Annotated in this window: 22 protein-coding genes; 5 read left to right on the top strand and 17 right to left on the bottom strand. The window is 61.1% G+C overall.

All coding sequences use genetic code 11. The features are described 5' to 3' along the window. Positions 1-45: 45 nt before the first annotated feature. From CHH27_RS18305 to CHH27_RS18295, 3 genes are read right to left on the bottom strand one after another with little or no spacing between them, the layout of a single operon-like run. Positions 46-669 carry a DsbE family thiol:disulfide interchange protein gene (locus tag CHH27_RS18305; protein WP_094072864.1) on the bottom strand — a complete coding sequence of 208 codons (624 nt, stop codon included), beginning with the start codon at positions 667-669 and terminating at the stop codon, positions 46-48. Then, a complete protein-coding gene (ccmD, locus tag CHH27_RS18300) occupies positions 666-848 on the bottom strand; it encodes a heme exporter protein CcmD (RefSeq protein ID WP_094072863.1) in 183 nt (60 codons plus the stop codon). The genes CHH27_RS18305 and ccmD overlap by 4 nt, the downstream gene beginning before the upstream one ends. A gap of 4 nt (positions 849-852) precedes the next feature. Then, entirely contained in the window at positions 853-1,620 is a 768-nt protein-coding gene (locus CHH27_RS18295) for a heme ABC transporter permease (protein WP_094072862.1), read from the bottom strand. Positions 1,621-1,776: 156 nt separating this feature from the next. Here CHH27_RS18295 and CHH27_RS18290 point away from each other — a divergent pair, with 156 nt between their 5' ends. Beyond that, positions 1,777-2,409 (top strand): LysE family translocator, encoded by a 633-nt coding sequence (locus tag CHH27_RS18290; RefSeq protein WP_094072861.1) that lies wholly within the window; start codon positions 1,777-1,779, stop codon positions 2,407-2,409. A gap of 34 nt (positions 2,410-2,443) precedes the next feature. On the opposite strand, the gene ccmB is transcribed toward CHH27_RS18290, so the two are convergent. From ccmB to CHH27_RS18225, 13 genes are all read right to left on the bottom strand, one after another. Then, a complete protein-coding gene (gene ccmB, locus CHH27_RS18285; RefSeq protein ID WP_094072860.1) occupies positions 2,444-3,115 on the bottom strand; it encodes a heme exporter protein CcmB in 672 nt (223 codons plus the stop codon). Next, positions 3,112-3,765, bottom strand: a complete 654-nt coding sequence (gene ccmA / locus CHH27_RS18280) for a heme ABC exporter ATP-binding protein CcmA (protein ID WP_371681856.1) — start codon at positions 3,763-3,765, stop codon at positions 3,112-3,114. Before ccmA ends, ccmB begins: the two co-directional genes overlap by 4 nt. Before the next feature lie 162 nt (positions 3,766-3,927). Beyond that, the gene (locus tag CHH27_RS18275; RefSeq protein ID WP_094072858.1) at positions 3,928-4,710 is read right to left on the bottom strand and encodes a hypothetical protein; all 783 of its coding nucleotides are present in this window, start codon (positions 4,708-4,710) and stop codon (positions 3,928-3,930) included. Positions 4,711-4,920: 210 nt separating this feature from the next. Continuing rightward, positions 4,921-5,802: a hypothetical protein gene (locus tag CHH27_RS18270; RefSeq protein WP_094072857.1), complete on the bottom strand. Its 882-nt coding sequence runs from the start codon at positions 5,800-5,802 to the stop codon at positions 4,921-4,923. A gap of 48 nt (positions 5,803-5,850) precedes the next feature. Beyond that, positions 5,851-6,627 (bottom strand): hypothetical protein, encoded by a 777-nt coding sequence (locus tag CHH27_RS18265; RefSeq protein ID WP_094072856.1) that lies wholly within the window; start codon positions 6,625-6,627, stop codon positions 5,851-5,853. An 89-nt stretch (positions 6,628-6,716) separates the two neighbouring features. Continuing rightward, positions 6,717-7,130: a hypothetical protein gene (locus CHH27_RS18260; RefSeq protein ID WP_157738985.1), complete on the bottom strand. Its 414-nt coding sequence runs from the start codon at positions 7,128-7,130 to the stop codon at positions 6,717-6,719. A 171-nt stretch (positions 7,131-7,301) separates the two neighbouring features. Beyond that, positions 7,302-7,571 (bottom strand): hypothetical protein, encoded by a 270-nt coding sequence (locus CHH27_RS18255; RefSeq protein WP_094072854.1) that lies wholly within the window; start codon positions 7,569-7,571, stop codon positions 7,302-7,304. 86 nt (positions 7,572-7,657) lie between these two features. After that, complete coding sequence (locus CHH27_RS18250; protein ID WP_198338250.1) at positions 7,658-8,584, bottom strand: RDD family protein; 927 nt, start codon at positions 8,582-8,584, stop codon at positions 7,658-7,660. Then, complete coding sequence (locus tag CHH27_RS18245; RefSeq protein ID WP_094072852.1) at positions 8,584-9,582, bottom strand: stage II sporulation protein M; 999 nt, start codon at positions 9,580-9,582, stop codon at positions 8,584-8,586. Before CHH27_RS18245 ends, CHH27_RS18250 begins: the two co-directional genes overlap by 1 nt. Beyond that, a complete protein-coding gene (locus CHH27_RS18240; protein WP_094072851.1) occupies positions 9,582-10,844 on the bottom strand; it encodes a DUF58 domain-containing protein in 1,263 nt (420 codons plus the stop codon). The genes CHH27_RS18245 and CHH27_RS18240 overlap by 1 nt, the downstream gene beginning before the upstream one ends. Before the next feature lie 32 nt (positions 10,845-10,876). After that, positions 10,877-11,833 (bottom strand): MoxR family ATPase, encoded by a 957-nt coding sequence (locus tag CHH27_RS18235; RefSeq protein ID WP_094072850.1) that lies wholly within the window; start codon positions 11,831-11,833, stop codon positions 10,877-10,879. Further along, positions 11,823-13,145 (bottom strand): hypothetical protein, encoded by a 1,323-nt coding sequence (locus CHH27_RS18230; RefSeq protein ID WP_094072849.1) that lies wholly within the window; start codon positions 13,143-13,145, stop codon positions 11,823-11,825. The genes CHH27_RS18235 and CHH27_RS18230 overlap by 11 nt, the downstream gene beginning before the upstream one ends. Then, entirely contained in the window at positions 13,142-13,882 is a 741-nt protein-coding gene (locus tag CHH27_RS18225; protein WP_094072848.1) for a DUF4129 domain-containing protein, read from the bottom strand. Before CHH27_RS18225 ends, CHH27_RS18230 begins: the two co-directional genes overlap by 4 nt. Positions 13,883-14,259: 377 nt before the next feature. On the opposite strand from CHH27_RS18225, the gene acnA reads away from it, so the two are divergent. The 3 genes from acnA (at position 14,260) to CHH27_RS18210 (ending at position 18,519) form a co-directional block, all read left to right on the top strand. After that, complete coding sequence (gene acnA, locus CHH27_RS18220) at positions 14,260-16,935, top strand: aconitate hydratase AcnA (protein WP_094072847.1); 2,676 nt, start codon at positions 14,260-14,262, stop codon at positions 16,933-16,935. Positions 16,936-17,051: 116 nt separating this feature from the next. Next, positions 17,052-17,441, top strand: a complete 390-nt coding sequence (locus CHH27_RS18215; RefSeq protein ID WP_094072846.1) for a VOC family protein — start codon at positions 17,052-17,054, stop codon at positions 17,439-17,441. 481 nt (positions 17,442-17,922) lie between these two features. Beyond that, a complete protein-coding gene (locus tag CHH27_RS18210) occupies positions 17,923-18,519 on the top strand; it encodes a hypothetical protein (RefSeq protein WP_094072845.1) in 597 nt (198 codons plus the stop codon). Positions 18,520-18,847: 328 nt separating this feature from the next. Here CHH27_RS18210 and CHH27_RS27730 read toward each other — a convergent pair whose 3' ends face one another. Next, positions 18,848-20,350 carry an amidohydrolase family protein gene (locus CHH27_RS27730; protein ID WP_198338249.1) on the bottom strand — a complete coding sequence of 501 codons (1,503 nt, stop codon included), beginning with the start codon at positions 20,348-20,350 and terminating at the stop codon, positions 18,848-18,850. Between the two features lie 100 nt (positions 20,351-20,450). On the opposite strand from CHH27_RS27730, the gene CHH27_RS18200 reads away from it, so the two are divergent. After that, on the top strand, positions 20,451-21,458 hold the full coding sequence (locus tag CHH27_RS18200; RefSeq protein ID WP_094072844.1) for a helix-turn-helix domain-containing protein: 1,008 nt from the start codon (positions 20,451-20,453) through the stop codon (positions 21,456-21,458). The last annotated feature ends 20 nt before the right edge of the window (positions 21,459-21,478 follow it).

Below are 21,478 nucleotides of genomic sequence, written 5' to 3'. Positions count from 1 at the left end.
GGAATTGTGAGAATTGCAGGCAATTGAGTGAGCCGGCGGTGGTCTTCAGCCGCCAGCCATCACTTTCCTGAGTTCCGGCAGGAAGGTTTCCTGATAGGTGGACGGGCTGAGCGGTCCGATGAACTTGTAGCGGATCATGCCTTTCTCATCGACAATGAAGGTTTCCGGAACGCCGTAAACACCCCATTCGATCGCTGTCCGGCCGATCGTGTCCGCGCCGATACGGTCATAGGGATTGCCCAGGCTGCCGAGAAACCGGTGCGCGTTTTCCGGCTTGTCCTTGTAGTTGATGCCGACCAGTTCGATGCCGTCGACCTTGGCCAGTTCCTCCAGCAACGGGTGTTCCTGGCGGCAGGGCACGCACCAGGAGGCAAAAACATTCACGACCGATATCTTCCCGACAAGGTCCGAGCTGGCAAAGCCGGGCATTTGCCTGCCGTTCTCGACAAGACCATCCACCGGAGGCAAAACAAACTCCGGGGCCGGCTTGTTGATCAGCGCAGACGGAATTTTCTGCGGGTCTCCTCCCAGGGTCAGCTGGAACAGGAAAAGGGCGGCCAGTGCTGCGAACACGATAAGCGGCAGCAGGACCAGAACGGGGAAACCGCGTTTCGGCGGTGTTTCTGCGGCGTCCGTGGAGGGCCCGGCATCAGCATCGGGGGAGGTCATGTTGCCAGATCACCCTTTTCTTCTTCCCGCGGACGGCTGACGCCCTGCTCGGCAAGTTCCTTCAAGGCCTTTTCCTGCAGGGCCTTGTCGATGCGCACCCACGCGATCAGACCAAGTACCGTCAGGGCGCACAGTCCATAGGACGCGATGATGAAACCGGCGTGCGGTCCAAGATCCATGGGGTTACTCCGCAGGCTGGGCGGCAGCGGTTGCCGTGCCGGGTTGAGCGGCGCTTGCCGCGTGCTGGCGCAGCCGGCGCACCCGCCGCCTCAGGATTTCATTGCGCATGGCCATCAGGTGCAGCACGAAAAACAGCAACGTGAAGGCAATGGCCATGATCAGAAGCGGCCAGAGAATGTCCGGGTGAATGGTCGGGCCGTCCATGCGGACGACGCTGGCAGGCTGGTGCAGCGTGTTCCACCAGTCGACCGAAAACTTGATGATCGGAAGGTTCAGCGCACCGACAAGGGTCAAGACGGCTGCCGCCTTTCCTGCCTTGATCTGGTCGTCCATGGTGCGCCACAGCGTCATCAGGCCCAGATACATGATCAGCAGCACCAGCACGGAGGTCAGGCGCGCATCCCAGACCCAGTAGGTGCCCCACATGGGTTTGCCCCAGAGCGAGCCGGTCACCAGCGCCATGAAGGTAAAGGCAGCGCCGATCGGTGCAGCGCATTTTGCCGAGACGTCGGCGAGCGGATGTTTCCAGACCAGAGTGCCGAGAGATGCGATCGCCATGACCGAGTAGCACATCATGGCCAGCCAGGCCGACGGTACGTGGATATACATGATCCGGACGGTGTCGCCTTGCTGATAGTCTTCCGGCGCCACGAAAAAGCCGAGGTAAAGACCGGCCGCGAACGAGAGGACGCACAAGCCGATCAGCCAGGGCAGAACCACCTGCACCAGCCTCAAGAAGCGCGTCGGATTTGCATAATCCCAGATTGCCATGGAACCGTTCTAATCTAGAGCTGCGTCCGCTTCAATGGACCAGAGTGACACAGCAGCGCATTGCTTTTGGTCAATTGGCCTTGAAGCGCTTTGCGCTTGAAATGGCAGAGGAAACTGATAAACGGAGATTCCGGCTCCAATCTCAAGGATTTAACCATGCCGGACCTTTCCACGCTTATCTTGTTCGCCCTTGCCTCGTTTGTGCTTACGGCCACGCCGGGCCCGGACATGCTGCTCATCGCTTCCAGAAGCATCACCCAGGGGCGATCCGCGGGTTTTCAGACCTATCTTGGAATTGTGTTGGGAACGTATTGTCATGCCCTTGCAGCTGCGCTCGGGCTGTCACAGCTCCTTGCAACTGTTCCGGCGGCATATGAGGCGGTTCGATGGGCGGGATGTTTCTACTTGCTCTATCTGGCCCTCAAGTCCCTGCGTGCCGCGCCACTCATAGGCACCCGGGAGACATGCCCGACCCGGCTTTCGGGCCGACGGATCGTTTTCGACGGCCTTGCCACAAACCTGCTCAATCCCAAGATGGCTTTGTTCGTGATTGCGCTGTTTCCACAGTTTGTGACGCCGGCCTCGGGGGGCATCACGTTCCAGATGCTGGTGCTGGCCTCCGTGTTGAACGGGATCGGGCTTCTGGTCAATGGAGCGGTTGTCCTTCTCGGGGGACATTTTCGCGTCCATCTCGGGCGGGTCTCACGGCTGCGCAAGCTGCCGAACTACCTTCTGGCAGGCGTGTTTGCCTTGCTGGCGATCCGCATTGCGACCGGCGACAGGCAGTAGCTGGAAAGGGAACGGGCGGCTTTCAGCAGGTCTCTCAATCGGCGGAAAAACGCAGCGCTGTCGCAGACGCCAACGGGCCAATCACGGCGGCGACGAGGCTGAGGGCGCACAGGATCAGGAACGGTGTCAGGAAGGGAACCGGGTCATGCAGCGCGGCGTCAGTCGCGCTGACGCCGAAAATCAGGACCGGAATGGCCAGCGGCACGACCAGCACCGCCAGAAGCAGGCCACCGCGCCGCAGGGACACGGTCAGGGAGGCGCCGATTGCCCCGATCAGGGTGAGGGCAGGCGTTCCGACCAGCAGCGTCAGCGTGACGGCGCCCATGGCCACCGGGTCGAGATTGAGGAAAATGCCCAGAAGCGGGGCCGCGATGACCAAAGGCAGGCCGGTCGCCACCCAGTGGGCGAGGCACTTGACCAGAACCAGCAGTTCCAGCGGCCGTCCGGCCATCAGCATCAGGTCGAGCGTGCCGTCTTCCCTGTCCGCCTGGAACAGGCGATCCAGCCCCAGCAGCGTCGCCAGCAATGCGCCGATCCACAGGATGGCGGGGCCGATGCGCGCCAGAAGATTGAGATCCGGGCCGACGCCAAACGGGATAACGGTCACAACGGCCAGGAAAAACAGGACGCCGACCAGTGCGCTGCCGCCGATGCGAACGGAAAGGCGCAGGTCGCGCTGAAACAGGGCGAAGCTCCAGGACGTCATGCCAGGATCTCCCCGGCAGAATCGAGTGCGGGTTCAGCCGCCTGGAGATGCAGTTCCCGGGTTCGGGAAAGCGCCAGTTCCGTGTGGGTTGCCGTTACAATCATGCCGCCATCGTCCAGATGCTGGTTCATGAGTTTCAAAAGGCCCGCTTCGGACGCCTTGTCGAGCGCGGAGGTCGGTTCGTCCATCAGCCAGACCGGCCGTGCCGTGACCAGCAGCCGCGCAAGGGCCAATCGCCTCGTCTGGCCGGCCGAGAGATAGCCCGCAGGCAGGCGGGCAGTGTGACCGATGGTCAGCAGTTTCAGGGCCTGTTCCGGCGGAATCGAGGTGCCTTGAAACCCGACCGCCTGAACCGGGCTGGTGAAACTCTTCCAGAAATCGAGGTTCTCCAGGACGCTGAGGGCGGCCTTGACCGCATTCTGATGGCCGAAATAATGCGCGTGCTCTTCCGCCGGCCGATCATCCTCACCGCCTTCGATCCGCAAGGTACCACCGGCGAGGGGCACCAGGCCGGCAAGGGTGCGCAGCAGAGACGATTTGCCGATGCCGTTGGCGCCGGTGACCACCAGCGCCGTGCCGCTTTCCAGCGTGAATGAGAGATCCTGGAACACGCGGCGGCCGCCACGGTCGATGGTCAGGTTTTCGGCGATGAGTTTCAGCGGACTGCTCCGGGAGACAAGGGACTGTTCTTGTTAGGGTCAGGTCCCTTGATGACGCAAGAAAAAATCCCCGCCTTAATCTTGGTCAAGACTCAAGGCGGGGATCGTGTTTTCAGAGCGGGGTCAGCCCCAGTTCGGCTTCGCCGGTCCGGATCAGTCGAAGACGGAGGCGATCTGGTCGACGCTGACGCCTTCCTTGATTTCACGCAGGCGGGCGTAGAGCAGGGAAACCAGGATACTTAGGAAACCGGCGCCCAGGGTCGAGATGACAACCATCAGCAGCACCGCGAAGATCATTCCGACAGTACCGGCCAGGGCGATCAGTCCGACCACGAACATGGCGATGATCTGAAGGATCATGACGATCAGGAACGCGAGAATGATCGCACCCACGATCGGCCAGCGATATTCCTTGGTCAGCCTTGCACTGCGGCCCATGCCGCCGAAACCGACACGCTCAATGACGATGGCCGGTGCAAGCACGGAGAATACCGCATAGACCCAAAGGCCCGGCACGATCAGCAGCATGAAGCCGATCACAAGCAGGACCGTGACGACAAGTGTCAATATGGCGAGCGGGAAGGCCGCGCTGAGTGCGGGACCGATGTAACGCCCGATCTGGATCGGACGGGACAGTTTTGCGTCATAGGCAAGCTGGACAAGCAGGGCCGTGGTGATGGCGTAAACCACCATGTTGATGACAAATGTCACAGCCGTCCCGATACCCGCGCCGGGATTGCTGAAATCGGGCTCCTGGACACCCAGCGCCACGTCGAATCCGGTCAGCAGTCCGGAGATTAGAAATCCGATCAAGGTCGGGACAAAGGCGATCAGAACGATCTGCAGGATGTGTCCGAAGAGGATCGAAAAGCTTTCGCCGATGATCGAACCAACTCCGAGCGGGGCCTTTGGCTGGGCCGTGGTCGCATCCGTCATTCGATTACTCCGTTTGGTATAGAAAATTTGAAAAGAGGTTTTTGAAGTTCAGTTTAGAGGTCGCCGGAACGGCGCTTTCTTGTTTTTTGCGGCTACACCATAAGTCTAATAGGTGTGTGGCTCAAGCAGTGCATTGTTGTTTCTTGCAGGTTCCTGCAATGTGCTGAAGTGACTTTCAGTCGGTTATAAATATGTAACGTCGCGCATTGTTCAGTCGAACACTTCGGCGACGCGATCAACGCCGATACCCTCTTTGATTTCGCGCAGGCGGATGTAGAGGATCGACACGATGATGCCGACAAGGCTCGTGCCGATGGCATCCGCGACCGCGAACAGGACGACAGCTGCCGACAGGCCCGCAATGCTCTCAACGAGACCGGTCAAGGCGGCTGTGGCCAGAACGACCAGGGCGGAGCAGATCCAGACCGGTGCAATCACAGCGACGATTGGCCAGCGATAGCCTTTGGTGAGAGCGACGCTGCGGCTGAGGCCCTGAAAGCCCGCCCCTTCCACAACAACGGCGGCAGGCATGACGCTCCAGGCGGCGTAGGCCCAGATGACGGCAATCAGGAAAAGCCCGATGAACACAAAGCCAATGATGCCAAACAAGACGGAACCGGGGATGAACAGCGCCAACAGGCCGCCAAGCATCACCATCAACGTCTGGGCGAGGATCAAGAGGCTGATCGGGAAAACACTTTTCAACGCCGGCACGAGGTCCCGGCTGATGCGGACCGGCCTGTTGAACTTCACATCATGAACAGGCCGAACCAGCAATGCGGTGACCACCGCATAAACCAGGATATCGACAAGGGCCGAGAGAAGTATTGGCCCGCTTGCAGTGCCAGAGGCCACGTCTTCAAACCCGATCGTGTATCTGATGCCAACCAGGGAGCCGGACAGAAGCACGCCCAGCAGGCTTGGCCAGAAGCTGAGGACAAGCACGATCGGCAACTTCCGGAACAGCATGGCAAAACAGTCGGCAATCAGCCTGCCGATGCCAAGAGGGACCTTGGGGCCGGGCTTCTGACCGTCCTGAGTGTCATCGAGCCGGTTGAGATAATACTGCCTGATGGATGAGTTATCCGGCATGACGGGTCAGGCCTCTTGTTCCTGATGAGCGCTTGGGGGGGCGAGAGGTCAGTCAAAAACTGACGCGATCTCGTCAACGCCAACGCCTTCCTTGATTTCACGCAGGCGGGCATACAGCAGCGAAACAAAGACGCTGAGGAGACTGGTTCCAACTGCGGCGATGGTCGAGAACAGGATAACCGACACAATCAGGTTGCCCTGATATCCCAGCGTCTCGACGATGAAAAAGGCCAGGACGAAGATCAGGGCCATGCAGATGAAGATGGGAACAAGCGCGCCCAGTATCGGCCAGCGGTATTCTTTGGTGAGTTCCGCGCTGCGGCCAAGGCCGCCATAGCCCAGTCGTTCGATCACGACTGCCGGTTCCATGACAGAGAACACGGCATAGACCCACAATCCGGGGATCAGAAGGGCAATGGCAGCCAGCCCCACCATGACGCTGACCGCAAACCCGAGGATGACGATGGGGACGATGGCTCCCAGTGCCGGTCCGATATAGCGGGCAATTCTTATCGGCCGCCCAAGTTTTGCGTCATAGGCCAGCTGAACGAGAAAGGCGGTGGTGATGGAATAGACCACCATGTCCACGAGCGATGTCAGCAGTTCCAGACCGGGCGAGCCGGAGCCGTCGGCTGCCACTTCCTCAAGCCCTATTACGACTTCAAATCCGACCAGATATCCGGACAGCAGGACGCCAAGCAGGTTTGGAACGAAGGCGATCAGGACAATCGGGACAAAGTAGCGGAACAGGATCGAGAAGCTTTCCGCGATCAGCGGTCCGATGCCCAGTGGCTGCCTTGGTTGGTCTAGTGCGCTGTCCGACATTCGCATCACTCCGTTTGGTTGCCAATCGCTGCTTTACGTCTTTCCCGGGCCTGCCATGGGGCTTGTTTTCGCGCCCGTCATTTCGACATTCAGTCAAAAACGGCAGCGACCTGATCCAGGCCGATACCTTCCTTGATTTCTCTCAGGCGGGCATAGATGAGTGTCACCATGATCGCCAGGAGGCTGGTCCCCGACGTCGACAGGAGCGCGAACAGAAGCGCTCCGATCAGTGGGCTGGTCATCATGGTCAGGAGTGCGATGAGGGCTCCGACGACCAGATAGAGGATCAGGATGAAGATGCTGGTCAACACTATCGTGCCGACGATCGGCCAGCGGTAGTTCCGCGTCAGTTCCATGCTCCGGAAGAAGGCCCGCAAGCCGGCCCTCTCGAAAAGGATGACAGGCGCACAAACCGACAGGGTGGCGCAGATCCAGAAAATGAAGCCCAGATGAAACGGCAGGCCGACAACCAGCAGATAGGGGGTGGCTGCGGACAGCAACATCAAAAGAAACTGCGAGGCGAACAGGATCAGGAAGACTGAAACGCTCAGGACCAGAATCGGAAAAAGGGCCCGAAACGCGGGACGGATGTATTGCCTCACCCTGATCCTATGGCCAAGCTGTTCGTTGTAGGTGAGCTGGACCAGAATTGCCGTGGTCAGGGCATAGACGCATTACAGAAGAAACCCCATGAACAGTGACGTGAAGATCGTGCCTGGACCAAGGGGTTCCGGGTTTTGCTTGGCAAGACCAAGTGCCAGCGCGGGCAGCACCTGGCCCAGGATCATCGGCACCAGACCGATCAGACAAATCATGACGAAGTGGCGAAAGAAGATCGCGAATGTGTCCGTGATCAAGCCTCCGACACCGAGCGACTGTCGTGGCCGGTTGTCCGTTACGGGGGGAGAGGTCTTGATCTCGGCAGTGGAGTTTTCGTCGTTCAAGGGTGGTTTCCGAAATGAGTTGAAATGTGTGCATTTAGAAAGGGAGGCAGGGGCGAAAGGAATATAACACTTTCAGCGCCTCTGGCTCAGACGTTCACGTCTTTGTCCTCGTTGGCATAGTGCTTGTTCTCGCGCCGGTCGCCGAAAAGCTGGCGCTGTTCCAGGTGTTCGCGCTGGGCGTTGTAGAAGGCCTGCAGGAAACGAAGCCGATCTGCAGGCTGAACAGGATCCGCGTAGCCGATCTTCTTGCGGATCTTTTCGACAATTGCCTCGATGGTCGCCTGCCTCTGCTTCGCAGATGCCGACCCGGCCGGCGTGTTCTGGCCGCGCAGCAGGGTTTCGAGCGTCTGCAGTTCATAGGCGCCGTAGTGGTCGAGCTGGTGCGCCAGGAAGGTGATCTTCTTGCGCCCTTCAATCGGCAGCGGTGCCTCGCTTGCCAGATCCTTGAGCAGCACGGGCACCGGAAGATGGATCACATGGGTGCCAGCCATCATGTCGCCAAGGCGGCGCCGGTACCGGTTGAAGAGCGGGATCATCAGCGCCATCATTACCCAGGCGAAAGACGCTAGCGATTCCAGTGGCGTGGCCGCGTTCAGGGTCAGCAGCAAGGTTCCGGGCAGAAAGATTTCGGCTTCTTTCATCAGATTGCGCAGCACCAGTGCATGGGCTGTCAGCGGACCGCCATCATGGGAGACGACCTTGATCTTCATCAGGCGCTTGCCAAGCGTCTGGCCGTTCCAGGCCAGTTCCGCGCAGATGTAGTAGGGCACCCGGATCAGGAAAAACAGCAGGGCGCCAACCGCCATCAGGGTCTGCGGGCTGGTGAGATTGACGACCAGCAGAAGCACCACAAGGCAGACAGCTGCGATGGTGGTGATGATGATATCCGTGAGCTGGGCCGCAAAGCGCACACCGAGGCCGGCGATGGGCAGGTTCAGCGCCACCCCTTCCGGAGGCATCAGCGTGTCGGGAGACGGCCGGGCCCGTCGTCGTTCTTTCCAGCGGCGCAGCATCAGGTCCGCTCCCGTCCGGTAAGCGTGAACCAGGCCAGCCAGAGTGCGCCAATGCCCCAGCCAACCACGAGCCGGGTGCCGGTGTCGTTGATCAGCTGTCGGGCAAAGCCCTCCAGCAATGCGGCAACAAGCAGCATGAGCGCTGCGACCAGGGCCAGCTTGACCGCGTCCCGCCCGGCAAGGCGCAGCGCTTCTGCACGCGTTCGCTCGCCTGGAAACAGCAGCGCCGTGCCCAGCTGCAGCCCGCCGCCGCAGGCAATGCAGATGGCCGACAGTTCGGTAACGCCATGAACGGACAGCCAGCCGGTAATGTCGAGGCCGAGCCCGCGATCCACATGGACTGCGACAAAGGCACCGAGCATCAGGCCATTATAGAAGGTCAGCAGGATTGCCGGTGCGCAGGCAAAGACACCGAGGCCGAAGACGAAGATCGCGATGCGGGTATTGTGCGAGAACAGATAGGTGGCAAAGGCACCAAGACCGCTTGAGCCGGTGTCGTGGCCGTAGATCGAATCGAGCATCGAGTCTGTCGTGGCGTCCGGGCCGCGGCCCCCTGCCAGTTCCTCGGGCATGAAAACATAGAACCAGTCGTTGTTTTCAAAATAGAGCAGGTAACCGGAGAGCGCGCCCAGTCCAAGACAGAGAAAGCCGAGCAGGATGAAGAGCCAGGAACGCCGCATCGCCTGCGGCGCGCTCTTGGTGAAAAACCGTTCGATCAGGCCGCCAAGGCGTTGCTGGGGCGCGTAGACGCAGAGATAGGCGCGGGCCGTCAGCGCTTCGAGATAGCCGAGCAGCGCCTTGTCGAGCGAGATTTCGCGGGCAATGGCCAACGACGTGGTGGCCTGGCGGTAAAGCGCCGCAAGGTCGCGGGTCTCGGCAAATTCCATGTGCTGCAAGCCGCGGCTTTCGGCGGCCAGAACCAGTTGCTCCAGGCGTTGCCAGTCGGCTTCGCGTTCCTTCCGGAACCGGGCGGAACGGATCAGATCATCGCCATTCATCAGATCAGCTCCCGTGCTTTGATCTCGAGATAGGCCGAAATGAGCCGCGAGGTGATGGCATCGGGCTTGGCGTCGACGATGGTGACACCCATGCGGCTGAGCCGTTCGAACACCATCCGGCGTTCGTTGATGGCCTGGTTGGCGGCAACCAGCGCCGCGGCGCCGTCAATATCGTCCGGCGCGGTCTCGACCAGTTTTTCCAGGTCCGGATCGCGGATTGCAACAAAGATCAGGAGATGCCGTTTTGCCAGGATGCCGATGTTCTCGACCAGCAGCTCCGCGGATGTGGTATCGACGAAATCGGTGAAGATGATGATCAGGCTGCGCTTGGGCGTGCGGGCGTTGAGTTCAGTCAGCGCCAGCGTATGGTTGGTCTCGCGGCTGACATAGTCGAGTTCGGCCGTCCAGCTTCTCAGGCGGGCAAAGGCGGTGCGGCCGGGTGCGGGTGCGGAAAAGGTGGACGGGCGGACGTCATAGGAATAGTGACCCACCAGATCGCCGCCGATGGAGGCCGCCCAGGCCGTGGCGAGCGCGGCGGTCACCGCATGATCGATCTTGGGCAGACCGCCGATTTCCTCGCGCATCAGATAGCCATTGTCGAGCGCGACAATGACATGATGGTTGCGTTCCGCCCGCAGTTCCTTGGCAACCAGCGAGCGGCGGCGGGCCGATCGTTTCCAGTCGATTGTCTTGATGTCCATGCCCGGCACGAAGTCGCGCAGCTGCTGGAATTCGGACCCTTCGCCGATTGCCCTGTTTTCCTTCACGCCGTAGAGCGTCGACATGACCGTGGTCGTGATCTGGCCGGACTGAACCAGGCGGATATTGGGCACCACCCGGATCTCGGCACCGAGCTTGAGGCGTGGCACGAACTCGAGCAGCTTCAGCCGGGAGCTCCAGCACAGCCACAGATGCTCGAACCGCCAGACACCGCGGCGCACGGCCCGGCACTCGATCACCGCGGCGGCAGCGTCTTCTCCGAGTGGCACAAAGGCAAACTCGCGCGCGCCAGAGAGGCCGTCCGGCCAGTCGAGTTTGGCTCTCAGGTCGTCCGGAACCCGTTGCAGGTCGAACCGGACCTTGGCCGTCTCTCCGACGAAGATCTCGGCCGGAGCGTCGATCTCGATCGCCCGCGGCCGGCGCAGCGACAGCACATAGTCGGCCATCACCACCAGCGCCAGCACGAACCAGGGCAGCCAGGTCAGTTCCCGGGCAGCACCGCCGGAGCCGACTGCAAGCACCGACAGAGCCAGCGCAGTCATTCCGAGGGTGAGCAATCTTTTCGATGGCCGGATCAGCGGGGGGCCTCAATCTGGTTGAGAATGTTTTCCAGCACCTGTTCCGGACTGCGGCCTTCGATCTCGGCCGCCGGGCCAAGCACGATCCTGTGGCGCAGTGCCGGAATGAACAGGCGTTTGACGTCATCGGGAATGGCAAAGTCGCGACCGTTCAGCGCCGCCGTTGCCCGTGCTGCGCTGGCCAGTGCGTCGGCTGCGCGGGTCGAGGCGCCAAAGGCGATTTCCGAGCTTTCCCGGGTTGCCCGGATCAGGCGCAGGATATAGGCGAGGATGTCGTCCTTCAGGATGATGCTGTCGACCAGGCTGCGGGTCTCGGCCAGCGCTGCGGCATCCAGAACCTTGGCCAGGGCTTCCGTTTCCAGTCCGGCTTCAAGAGGTTCGGCCGCGTGCTGGCGCAGGATCGCCATTTCGATTTCCTCGGGCGGAAAGTCGATCACCAGCTTGAACAGGAAGCGGTCGAGCTGGGCTTCGGGAAGTGGATAGGTTCCCTGCTGCTCGATCGGGTTCTGGGTGGCAATGACGATGAATTCGCTGCCGAGCGTGTGGTCGGTGCCGTCGATGCTGACTTTACGCTCGCTCATGGCCTGGAGAAGCGCCGCCTGGGTTTTTGGCGGTGCGCGGTTGATCTCGTCGGCGAGCAGGACTTGCGAAAAGACCGGGCCCTTTGTCAGCACGAAGGCGTTGGTTCTGAAATCGAAGATCGACGTGCCGAGCACGTCGCCCGGCATCAGGTCGGGTGTGAACTGGATGCGGCCGAAATCAAGATCCATTGCGGCGGCAAAACTGCGCGCAAGCAGGGTTTTTGCAGTCCCCGGAGGACCTTCAAGGAGGACGTGGCCACGGGCAAAAAGTGCGACCAGCATAAGGTCGATGACCTCGTCCTGGCCGAGCACCGTGCGGCCGATCTCGGACCGGAGGGCGTCCGTGCGTTCGCGCAGGGCGTCAAGCGTCATGGGTGATTTGCTCCAAAACCTGTTCCAGTTGGTCGATGTGATGAATGGCTTCTGCGGCCGTCAGGCGCGCCGGCAGCTGATGGATGGCGTCCAGCACGCCTCTCAGGCGTGGGGCGAGCGCCGGATGCCGGCGTTCGGTGTAATTCAGGAAAGCGGCTTCGCCGGCATAGTGGCGCGCATGGGACGGTCCGAACAGCGCTGAGGCCGTCGCCGCCAGGCGTGCCGTTGCATATTCGCGTGCAAGCGCGCCGTCCTGGCCCGAGAGGCGCAGCAACCTGGCCCTGGCCTGGACGGCAATATCCTTGCCGGCACCAAGTGCAGTCGATTCCGGCCGCACGGCTCCGTACCGGGCAGAGGCCCGCCACAGGAAGAGTGCAAGAACAAGCGCCGCGCCAAACCAGAGTGCGAGGAAGGGCGGGCCGAAAAAACGGGCCAGGTCGTCCCAGGTCCGCTCCCGCTCGGGCTCGACATAAGGATCGCGCAGCCAGACGTCGCGGCTGTAATCGATCACGATGTTGCCGGTCTCGGCTTCCGCGCGCATCAGGTCCAGAGCGATCAGCGCATTGTCGCCGAGGCGCAGACCGTGATTGTTCAGGAGGTCGGGATCGGACAGCACCATGACACGGTCGTCCGACGATCCCTCGGCGGCAGCGAGCGTGCAGCTTGCCAGCAGCATGGCGTCCTGCCGCCCGATGATCGGCGTGCAGGCATCGCTTTTGAACATCTGGGCATCATAGAGGCGGGCGGTCAGGCCCTCGCCGTCATGAGACCGATAGCTGAAATCGGTGAACGGCGTTCGGGAGGAGACCAGCGACGCCTGACGGTCTCCGGTCAGATTGCGCAGGGTTCTGGCAGTCCGGTCAGCCTCGATATTGAGGATCGGGTGGGCAATCCCGGTCAACCGCATGCCCGTGCGCCATTTGGGCAGGATCACCAGCGCCGGGACCCGTTGGGCCTTCCGCCTGATGATCGGGGTTGCCAGGTCATATTCGTCTTGCTGGAGCAGCAGTTCCTGCTGCGTCGTCGGGCTGACACGGTCCTTGTCGAGTTCCGAATCATAGAGCGGCAGGACCAGCAGGCCGACGGATGTCTCGTCGATCAGCCAGCCGCCCGTGAAATTCTGCGCGCTGACGTCATTGGCAGCCAGCCAGATCTGCAAGCCGTCATGGCCGCTGGGTGAACGGCGCAGGGATTGTTGCTGCTGCGAAAAGACATACCAGAGGGCGCCGAGCATGACGACCGCGATCGCGCCGATGATCAGTGTTTCAAGGCGCGGGCCGGTCTGCTCCGGGGGGGAGGATGTGTTGCTCATGATGCACCTGTCCCCAGCAACGGTCGGCAGCCGTCGACATGGCTGCGGAATTCTTCTTCCGAGACGTCTCGGCCGCCAAACTGGACCCGCTCGCTCGCCAGGACCAGCTCCCGCAGCCGGTCGAGATGGCTTTGGGTCGAGGGCAGGTGGCGCAGGGCGTCGCGCGCTGTCCAGCTGCGCTGCATCAGGATGCCATTGGCGCTGACAGTTGTCGAAAGCGCCTTGCGCATCAGCTGGATCAGCGCCAGCCTGCGGTCGCTCGTGCGCAGAATATCCTCAAGCGAACCCGTTCGGGTCGCCCAGGCGGGAGCGTCCGGCTGGCCCTTGGGCCGGTTCCGGGAGATGTTGCCGGATTCCCGTTTCAGCGACACGGAGATGTTGCCGCCGAAGCGCAGGAACAGGTAGAAAATTGCACCCAGCACGAGCGCCATGACCAGGCCGATGGTCCAGCGAACCGAATTGACCTCTCCGCCCCTGGATTGGTTCCCCCGGTCGGACGCCTCGCCGTTTTCCCCGGTCTCCTTGTCCGGTTGCTGATCGGTCTTCAGCTCCGGTGCAGGCGCTGTCGGGTCAAAATACCCGACATCCGTCCCGATGCGGCGGAAGCGCAGAGATTTCAGATACTCCTCGCCGGAAGGCCCGATTTCGAGCGGTGTCCTTACGGCCTCCTGCGCTGATGAATTCTGCAGGGGGATAATCAGAAACAATAAAACAAAATACAGCGGAATAAGACGCATGCCGCTTTCATACCGGCAAGGTTCGTGAGGTGCAATAGACAGATGCTGACAGTCCGGCCGCTTCGGGAGGCGAAGGCTTCAGATTTGAACAGGACTGCTTTTGCGAGGGTCGGCACGGCCTGGCGCAGAGCGTCGTTTCGGGATTGCCGGAGCCCGTTGCCGGTTTGGTAAGGACGCTCTCTGCTGGTGGTCGGAGCCATTTTTTTGTATAGGGGCGAAGGAGGGTGTTGCTCGCGCAGGGCGCGGCCCCTATCTCCGCATAAGCCCGGCAAGGGCAATTAAGGCGCTGCAACAGACGGCGCCACCCAGAGATTTCTGACCGGCAGCCAGACAGATGCGGCCCGGCTGCCCGAGACCCCATAAGGAGTTGGCTCGTCGTGACCCAGTCCCTCGACAGTTTCAAGTGCAAGAAAACGCTCACCGCCGGTGGCAAGACCTACACCTATTTCTCGATCCCCGAAGCGGAAAAGAACGGTCTGGAAGGTGTGTCCAGACTGCCGTTTTCGCTGAAAGTGGTTCTTGAAAACCTGCTGCGTTTCGAAGACGGCCGCTCTGTCACCAAGGATGACATCGTCGCCTGCGCCGAGTGGCTGACGACGAGAAAGTCCACGCAGGAGATTTCCTATCGTCCGGCCCGCGTTCTGATGCAGGATTTCACGGGCGTTCCCGCTGTTGTTGACCTGGCCGCCATGCGCGATGCAGCCGTGAAATTGGGCGGCGATCCGGAAAAGGTCAATCCGCAGGTTCCCGTCGATCTGGTGATCGACCATTCGGTGATGGTCGACTATTTCGGCACCAAGGATGCGTTCAAGAAAAACGTCGAACTGGAATATGAGCGCAACCAGGAACGCTATGAATTCCTGCGCTGGGGCCAGTCCGCGTTCAATAACTTCCGCGCCGTTCCCCCCGGGACCGGTATCTGCCACCAGGTGAACCTGGAATATCTCGCCCAGACCGTCTGGACGAAGGAAGACAATGGCGAAACCATCGCCTATCCGGACACGCTGGTCGGCACCGACAGCCACACGACGATGGTCAACGGCCTGGCGGTTCTGGGCTGGGGTGTCGGCGGTATCGAGGCAGAGGCCGCGATGCTCGGCCAGCCGATCTCCATGCTGATCCCGGAAGTGATCGGCTTCAAGCTCACCGGCAAGCTCAACGAAGGCATCACCGCGACCGACCTTGTCTTGCGCGTCGTGGAAATGCTGCGCCAGAAGGGCGTGGTTGGCAAGTTCGTTGAATTCTACGGCCCCGGCCTCGACAACCTGTCGCTCGAGGACGCCGCCACCATCGCCAACATGGCGCCGGAATATGGCGCGACCTGCGGCTTCTTCCCGGTCGACAGGGAAACCCTGAAATACCTGGAAGCCACCGGACGCGACAAGGACCGCGTTGCGCTGGTTGAGGAGTATTCCAAGGCCCAGGGCATGTTCCGCTCAGGCGGCGAAGAACCGGAATTCACCGATACACTGGAACTCGACATCTCCACCGTCGTGCCCTCCGTCTCCGGTCCGAAGCGCCCGCAGGACCGCATCAATCTGGCCGACGCCGCGACCGGCTTCGCCAAGACCATGGCGGAAGAATTCAAGAAAGCGGACGAATTGTCGAAGCGGGTCGCCGTTGACGGCAAGGATCACGATCTCGGCAATGGCGACGTGGTGATTGCCGCCATCACCTCCTGCACCAACACCTCCAACCCGTCGGTTCTGATCGGGGCGGGCCTGGTGGCGCGCAATGCGCTGAAGAAAGGCCTCAACGTCAAACCCTGGGTGAAGACGTCGCTGGCGCCGGGATCCCAGGTGGTGACGGACTATCTGGAAAAGGCCGGGCTTCAGGATGATCTCGATGCGCTCGGCTTCGATCTGGCCGGCTATGGCTGCACCACCTGTATCGGTAATTCCGGCCCGCTCGATCCGGCGATTTCCGCTGCCATCAACGACAATGACCTGATTGCGTGTTCGGTCCTGTCAGGTAACCGCAACTTCGAAGGCCGGGTCAACCCGGATGTGCGCGCCAACTATCTGGCCTCGCCGCCGCTGGTGGTCGCCTATGCAATCGCCGGAAGCCTGAATGTCAACATCACCGAGGACCCGCTCGGCGAAGACCAGGACGGCAATCCGGTCTATCTGAAGGACATCTGGCCGACGACGGAAGAAATCACGGACCTGATCCGTGCCTCGATCAACGAGGACATGTTCCGTTCGCGCTATTCGGATGTCTTCAAGGGCGATGCCCACTGGCAGGCGATCAAGGTCGAAGGCGGCCTGACCTATACCTGGCCGTTCTCCTCCACCTATGTGCAGAACCCGCCCTATTTCGAGGGCATGACCATGGAGCCGAAACCGCTTCAGGACATCGAGGGCGCTGCCGTGATGGGGCTGTTCCTGGACAGCATCACCACCGACCACATTTCCCCGGCCGGGGCGATAAAGCTGGACAGCCCAGCGGGCAAGTACCTTCAGGAGCATCAGGTGGCTCAGAAGGACTTCAATTCCTATGGCTCGCGCCGGGGCAACCATGAAGTCATGATGCGCGGTACCTTCGCCAATATCCGTATCAAGAACCAGATGGTGCCGGGTGTCGAAGGCGGCGTCACCATGAAGGACGGCAAGAAGGAATGGATCTACGACGCCTGCATGGACTACAAGGAAGCCGGTGTTCCGCTGGTGATCTTTGCCGGCAAGGAATACGGCACCGGTTCGTCGCGTGACTGGGCCGCCAAGGGCACCAATCTCCTGGGCGTCCGCGCCGTGATTGCCCAGTCCTTCGAGCGTATCCACCGCTCCAACCTTGTTGGCATGGGCGTCATCCCGCTGACCTTCAAGGACGGCGAGAGCTGGCAGTCGCACGGCATCAAGGGAACGGAACGCGTCACCATCAAGGGCATCGCCGACATCCAGCCGCGGCAGATGATGAATGTGGACGTCACCTACGAGGATGGTTCAACCAAGACCATCGAGTGCCTGTGCCGCGTCGATACCGAGGACGAGCTGGAATACATCAAGGCTGGCGGCATCCTGCACTACGTGCTCCGGAACCTGGTGACGAGCTGAGGTCTCTGATCCCTCGCAATGCAACGATTGAACGGGCCCTTCGGGGCCCGTTTGTTATTTGCAGTCGGTGCAAAAAATTGGCAGGCTCGACTGGAGGGTTTTCCGGAGGATTGCTCATGTCTGAAACCCAGTTACCTCAATTGTCCCACATCGCCCCTGTCTTCCGGGCCATCGACCTTGCCGCGTCGGTTGCCTATTACCGGGACAGGCTCCTGTTCGAGATCCGTTTCGAGTGGAAGGACAGCGAGGCCGAGCCAGTGCGCTATGCCATTCTCGGCCGGGACGGGATCGAGCTGCATCTGACGGCAAGCCCCGAGGCGCACCCGTCGGTGGCTTATTGTTTCGTCGTCGATGTGGCTGCCTATTACGCCGAGGTGAAGGGCGCCGGCGCCAACATCACCGAAGAGATTGCCGACCAGCCCTGGGAGATGCGGGAATTCGAGACAAAAGACCCGGACGGCAACGTGCTGATTTTCGGTGAGCATCTGAGCCGCCTTGAGGGGTAGTTCTTCCCCTTGGTGTCATCCCGGACGCAGCGCAGCGGAGATCCGGGATCCACTCGTTTCCAGAGCGGTTTTGAAAGGCTCGGCGATGGCTTCGGCCGTTTTGCTCAAGCTCTGTAGACGTGATGTGTTGAGAGGTAGATTGGATCCCGGCTCGGGGGCTTGGATGACTCCTTGGGTCTGGGCAGCTGCAGTGCCTTGCGCGCAGGCACAGCCCTTTCAAGAAACAGTTGAGCTCGCTTCCGCTCGCGCTGACGCGCCGGGTTCCGGATCGGCGTGCAGCTGCGCTGCACTTGTCCGGAATGACGGAGGAAGGGGGTGAGCTTGAGCGAGAACCGGCAGTGCCAGACGAGGCTGCGGCAGCGAGGGTCGAGACTGATTGGCATCCGGGCAATGGCCCCTGCGGAAAGATCAATTGCCTCGCACCGGAAAACGGTGTTCCATGTATGCGTTCCAATGAAAGTCTTTGCCATGCGGGGATTTGATGAAATCGATTTTGATGTCTCTCGGTCTGCTCGCCGTTACCTCCGAGGCCGCACTGGCCGATCCATGCCGGGACCGGTTCACGGAGCTCTATCTTCAGCTGGATCAGGGCGTGCCGACAAAGGCGGCCGTGACCACTGCGTTCAAGGGAGCGCCGGAAAGCAAAAACGACTTTCTCTATCTTGGTCAGGACCACTACATGACCGTGCCGACCTCGCCGGCAGGACCCTGGGTTCTGGGATACGGCAACGCGCTCTACCAGTCGGCGGATGAAGGCAAGACCTGGGACAAGATCCGGGAGATGGAGACCGGCCAGAACGCGGACAAGGCCCGCGCCGACAAGGAGACCAACGCTGAAACCATCCGCAATGCCGCCTGCAGTGCAGAGGACCTGGACGGAGAACCGGTCGAAGTCGTTGCCGCCGACATCACCGTCAGCCAGGGCATGGTCACGGAAAACCGCTATACCTACTGGGTCCGCAAGAGCGATAATTTCATCGTCAAGGCGGTCTATGACACCAAGGCGCCGAATTTCGAGATGGTGACCACCCAGGAGATCGAGAAGGCTCCGGGACTGACCTTGCCGGCGCCGGAATAAAGGGCCGCTCGCCACGAGCAATCCGGGCAGGAATAGCAAAGCTTCGCCCCGATCAGCTCAGAAGGGAGTATTTGTCCAGCCAGCGTCGACGGCCACCTCAGAGGTTATCCTGCATGCAGCGCAGCGGACGCGCAGGTCCCACCCGTTCCCAGGGCGGGTATTCTTGTAATGGGACCCTCGAAACGGCCATCGCGCCAATGCCGAGGGCGCGAGGCGGAACGGTGGTTTAGGTCCTGGCTCGGGGGCCGGGATGACATTTCGGGGCAGGCAATGGCCTTGTCTTCAAAGAAAGCGTTCCCCCCAATGTTGGCTGTGCTCGCGCCCATTCTCAGTTGTTCGTTGCCAGACTGTCCCGCGCCAGGACTTCGCCACCGAGAACGACCAGCTCGATGGTGTCATAGGCTTCAACAGTTTCGAGCGGGTTTTGCCGGAGCAGTAGAAGGTCGGCTGCCTTGCCCGGTTCGATGCTGCCGAGCCGGTCATCCAGGTGGAAGGCGCGGGCATTGTCGAGGGTGAGTGCCCGAAACAGGGTTTGAAGCGGAATGCCGGCCCGGCGCCAGGCCTTCATTTCCCAGTACCCGGCAAGTCCCGGAGGCGCGGCAAAACCGAAACCACCGACGGCGGTATCCGTGCCGAAAAGCAGATTGGCGCCTTCCTTTGCCATCCCTCCAATCAATCGTTCATAGCGGGTGTTGAAATCGCTCTGCAGGTCGCGGAAGGGCCTGCCTGGCGCACTCTTTTTGAGAAGCGGGCCAAACACTGTTTCAAAATCTTGCCGTTGCGGGGCCGCAGCAGAAGCGAGATAGGCGCGATAGCGTTCCGGCACCACCTTGGTCCAGGCCGGGTCGGCCAGGAGCTCCGGCGTGAACAGGGACCTGGTGTTGCCGATTGTTGTGAAGGTTGGTTGAAGGCCGAGCGGACTTCTGGCCACCGCCCGGGCAATCTGTTCATAGGCCGGTTTCGGCTCCGATGCGTCGAAACGCTGCCCGGGCCATTCCCACATGCCGTGAGCCAGAATGTCGATGCCGGTTTCCAGCGCGAACCTGTGCCCGGCCGGGGAGGTTGCATGCAGGATCACAGGCAGGTCGTGAGCGTGGGCGGCGGTCACGAGGTCGCGCATGATCTCCCGGCTGGGCAAGGCAAAATCCGGTTTCGGCTTGCGGGGCCACCACAGGGCTTCCTCGTAATAGGCCTTGACGCAGATGCCTCCGGTTTCCGTAATCCGGCGAACAGCATCCTCGGGCGTATGCCCGGCAACAGGACCGGTGCCCGCCGCGTAATGGTCAGCGAAGTAACCGGGATAGGCAGTTTCCAGGGGGCCTTCGACTTCCAGTGACAAGAAGCCGTCTTGCAGCACCGCACCCTTTGAACAGTGAAACAGCCGCGGATGCGGGGCAACCGACGTGAACCGGTCATTGCTTGCGAAGTCCGCGTTGAGTTCAATGACCGTCGTGAAGCCGTGATAAAGAAAGCTTCGTGGTTGCTGGGCAAAGAAGTCGGCCTGAAGCGCTTCATACGTCTCGGTGTAGCGGCGTTTGAGCCCGGTGGCGTGATAGAGATGCACGTGGCTGTCGATCAGGCCGGGGATCAGGTAACGGCCAGCGGCGTCGACAATGACATCGGCCGCCGGTGCGTGGCCCTGGCCAAGCCCGGCAATCCTGTCGTTTTCGATCAGTACCCAGGCGTTTGTCAGCGGCGCGTCGCGCTCTGCAGAGATCAGCGTCACGCCTTCGATCAGTGTCGAGGCGGCCCGGGCAGCGGGTTGAGACAGGCTCAGGCACAGGGCAAGTGCGGCGGACACCTGCAGGAATGATCTGGAAACTTGCAGCAATTGGATAACCTCCGATATTGGAGGCGCAAGCCTTGCTGCCATTCGGGCAGCCGCGCGACCGGAAACGGGTTTCAGGACCTGAAAGGATCCAGACAACGCGATGACGCTGTTCTACATTTCAGCCGTGCTGTCGTTGCTGCTTGCCGGTTTTGTCCTGACCCTGAAGCAAAGCCGTGCCGCGCATGTCTGTTTTGCCGGAGCGCTGATCGTGATGGCGGCACTGAACGGCCTGACGGCTGGTTTCGAGCCGGATGGGCCTGCCACTGTCAGCCTTCTGAAAGTCTTCTTGGCTGCCACCCTGCCGGTGCTGCTTTTCTTGCATATCAAGGCATTGACCCGGTCTTCGGCCGCCTTCCGTCGTCTTGATGGCGTTCATGCCCTGGGCCCGCTTGCAATTCTCCTGGTGAGCGAAGTGCCCGGTGCCGGGCTGCAGGCCTTTCGCGACATTCTCCTGTTTGGTCTCTGGGGTGCGTATGCACTGCTGGCGGTCCGCGAGGCCGTTCTTGTCGGGCAGGCTGGGGAACGGAAACCGGCAATGCGGCTCTGGGTTTGGCTGCTGTCCGTCTGGATGGCCGGGGTTGCGGTCATCGATCTCGCACTTGCCCTCCTGGCAGATCCGGCAAGCAGTCGGGAGTTCCGTCTTCTGTTTCTGGTCGCTGGCGGGCTGCTTCTGGCGACGGTCGCCACCATGCTCTTCGCGGTGCTGCACCGATCAGACCTGCTTGGCTGGATCACCGACCGTCCGCCGAAGCGCGTCGCCCGGTCAGAGAACCTGATCGAGGTCCTGGAAAGGGGCATGCGTCAAAGCCGGGCGTTTCTCGATCCGAACCTGACGCTGGCACGTTTCGCCCGTCAGATGAGCCAACCGCAGCGGGCGGTCGCAGACGAGATCAATGACCGGCGCGGAAGAAATTTCAGGGCGTGGCTCAACGGGTTCCGCATCGAGGAGGCCAGGCGATTGATGCAAGACGACCCTTTGCGCTCGATTACGGAGGTGTTTCTGGATGCGGGCTTTCAGGCCAAGTCGACCTTCAATGCCGCCTTCAAGGCGGAAACGGGTCTGAGCCCAAGCGCATGGCGGGCGACACTGACGAAGTCGGATGGGTGATGAAACGCAGGCAAAAAGCG

Origin of the sequence: Labrenzia sp. VG12 (genome assembly GCF_002237595.1) — a bacterium.
Classification (GTDB): Bacteria; Pseudomonadota; Alphaproteobacteria; order Rhizobiales; family Stappiaceae; genus Roseibium.
This window is presented reverse-complemented; position numbering and strand designations above follow the sequence as displayed.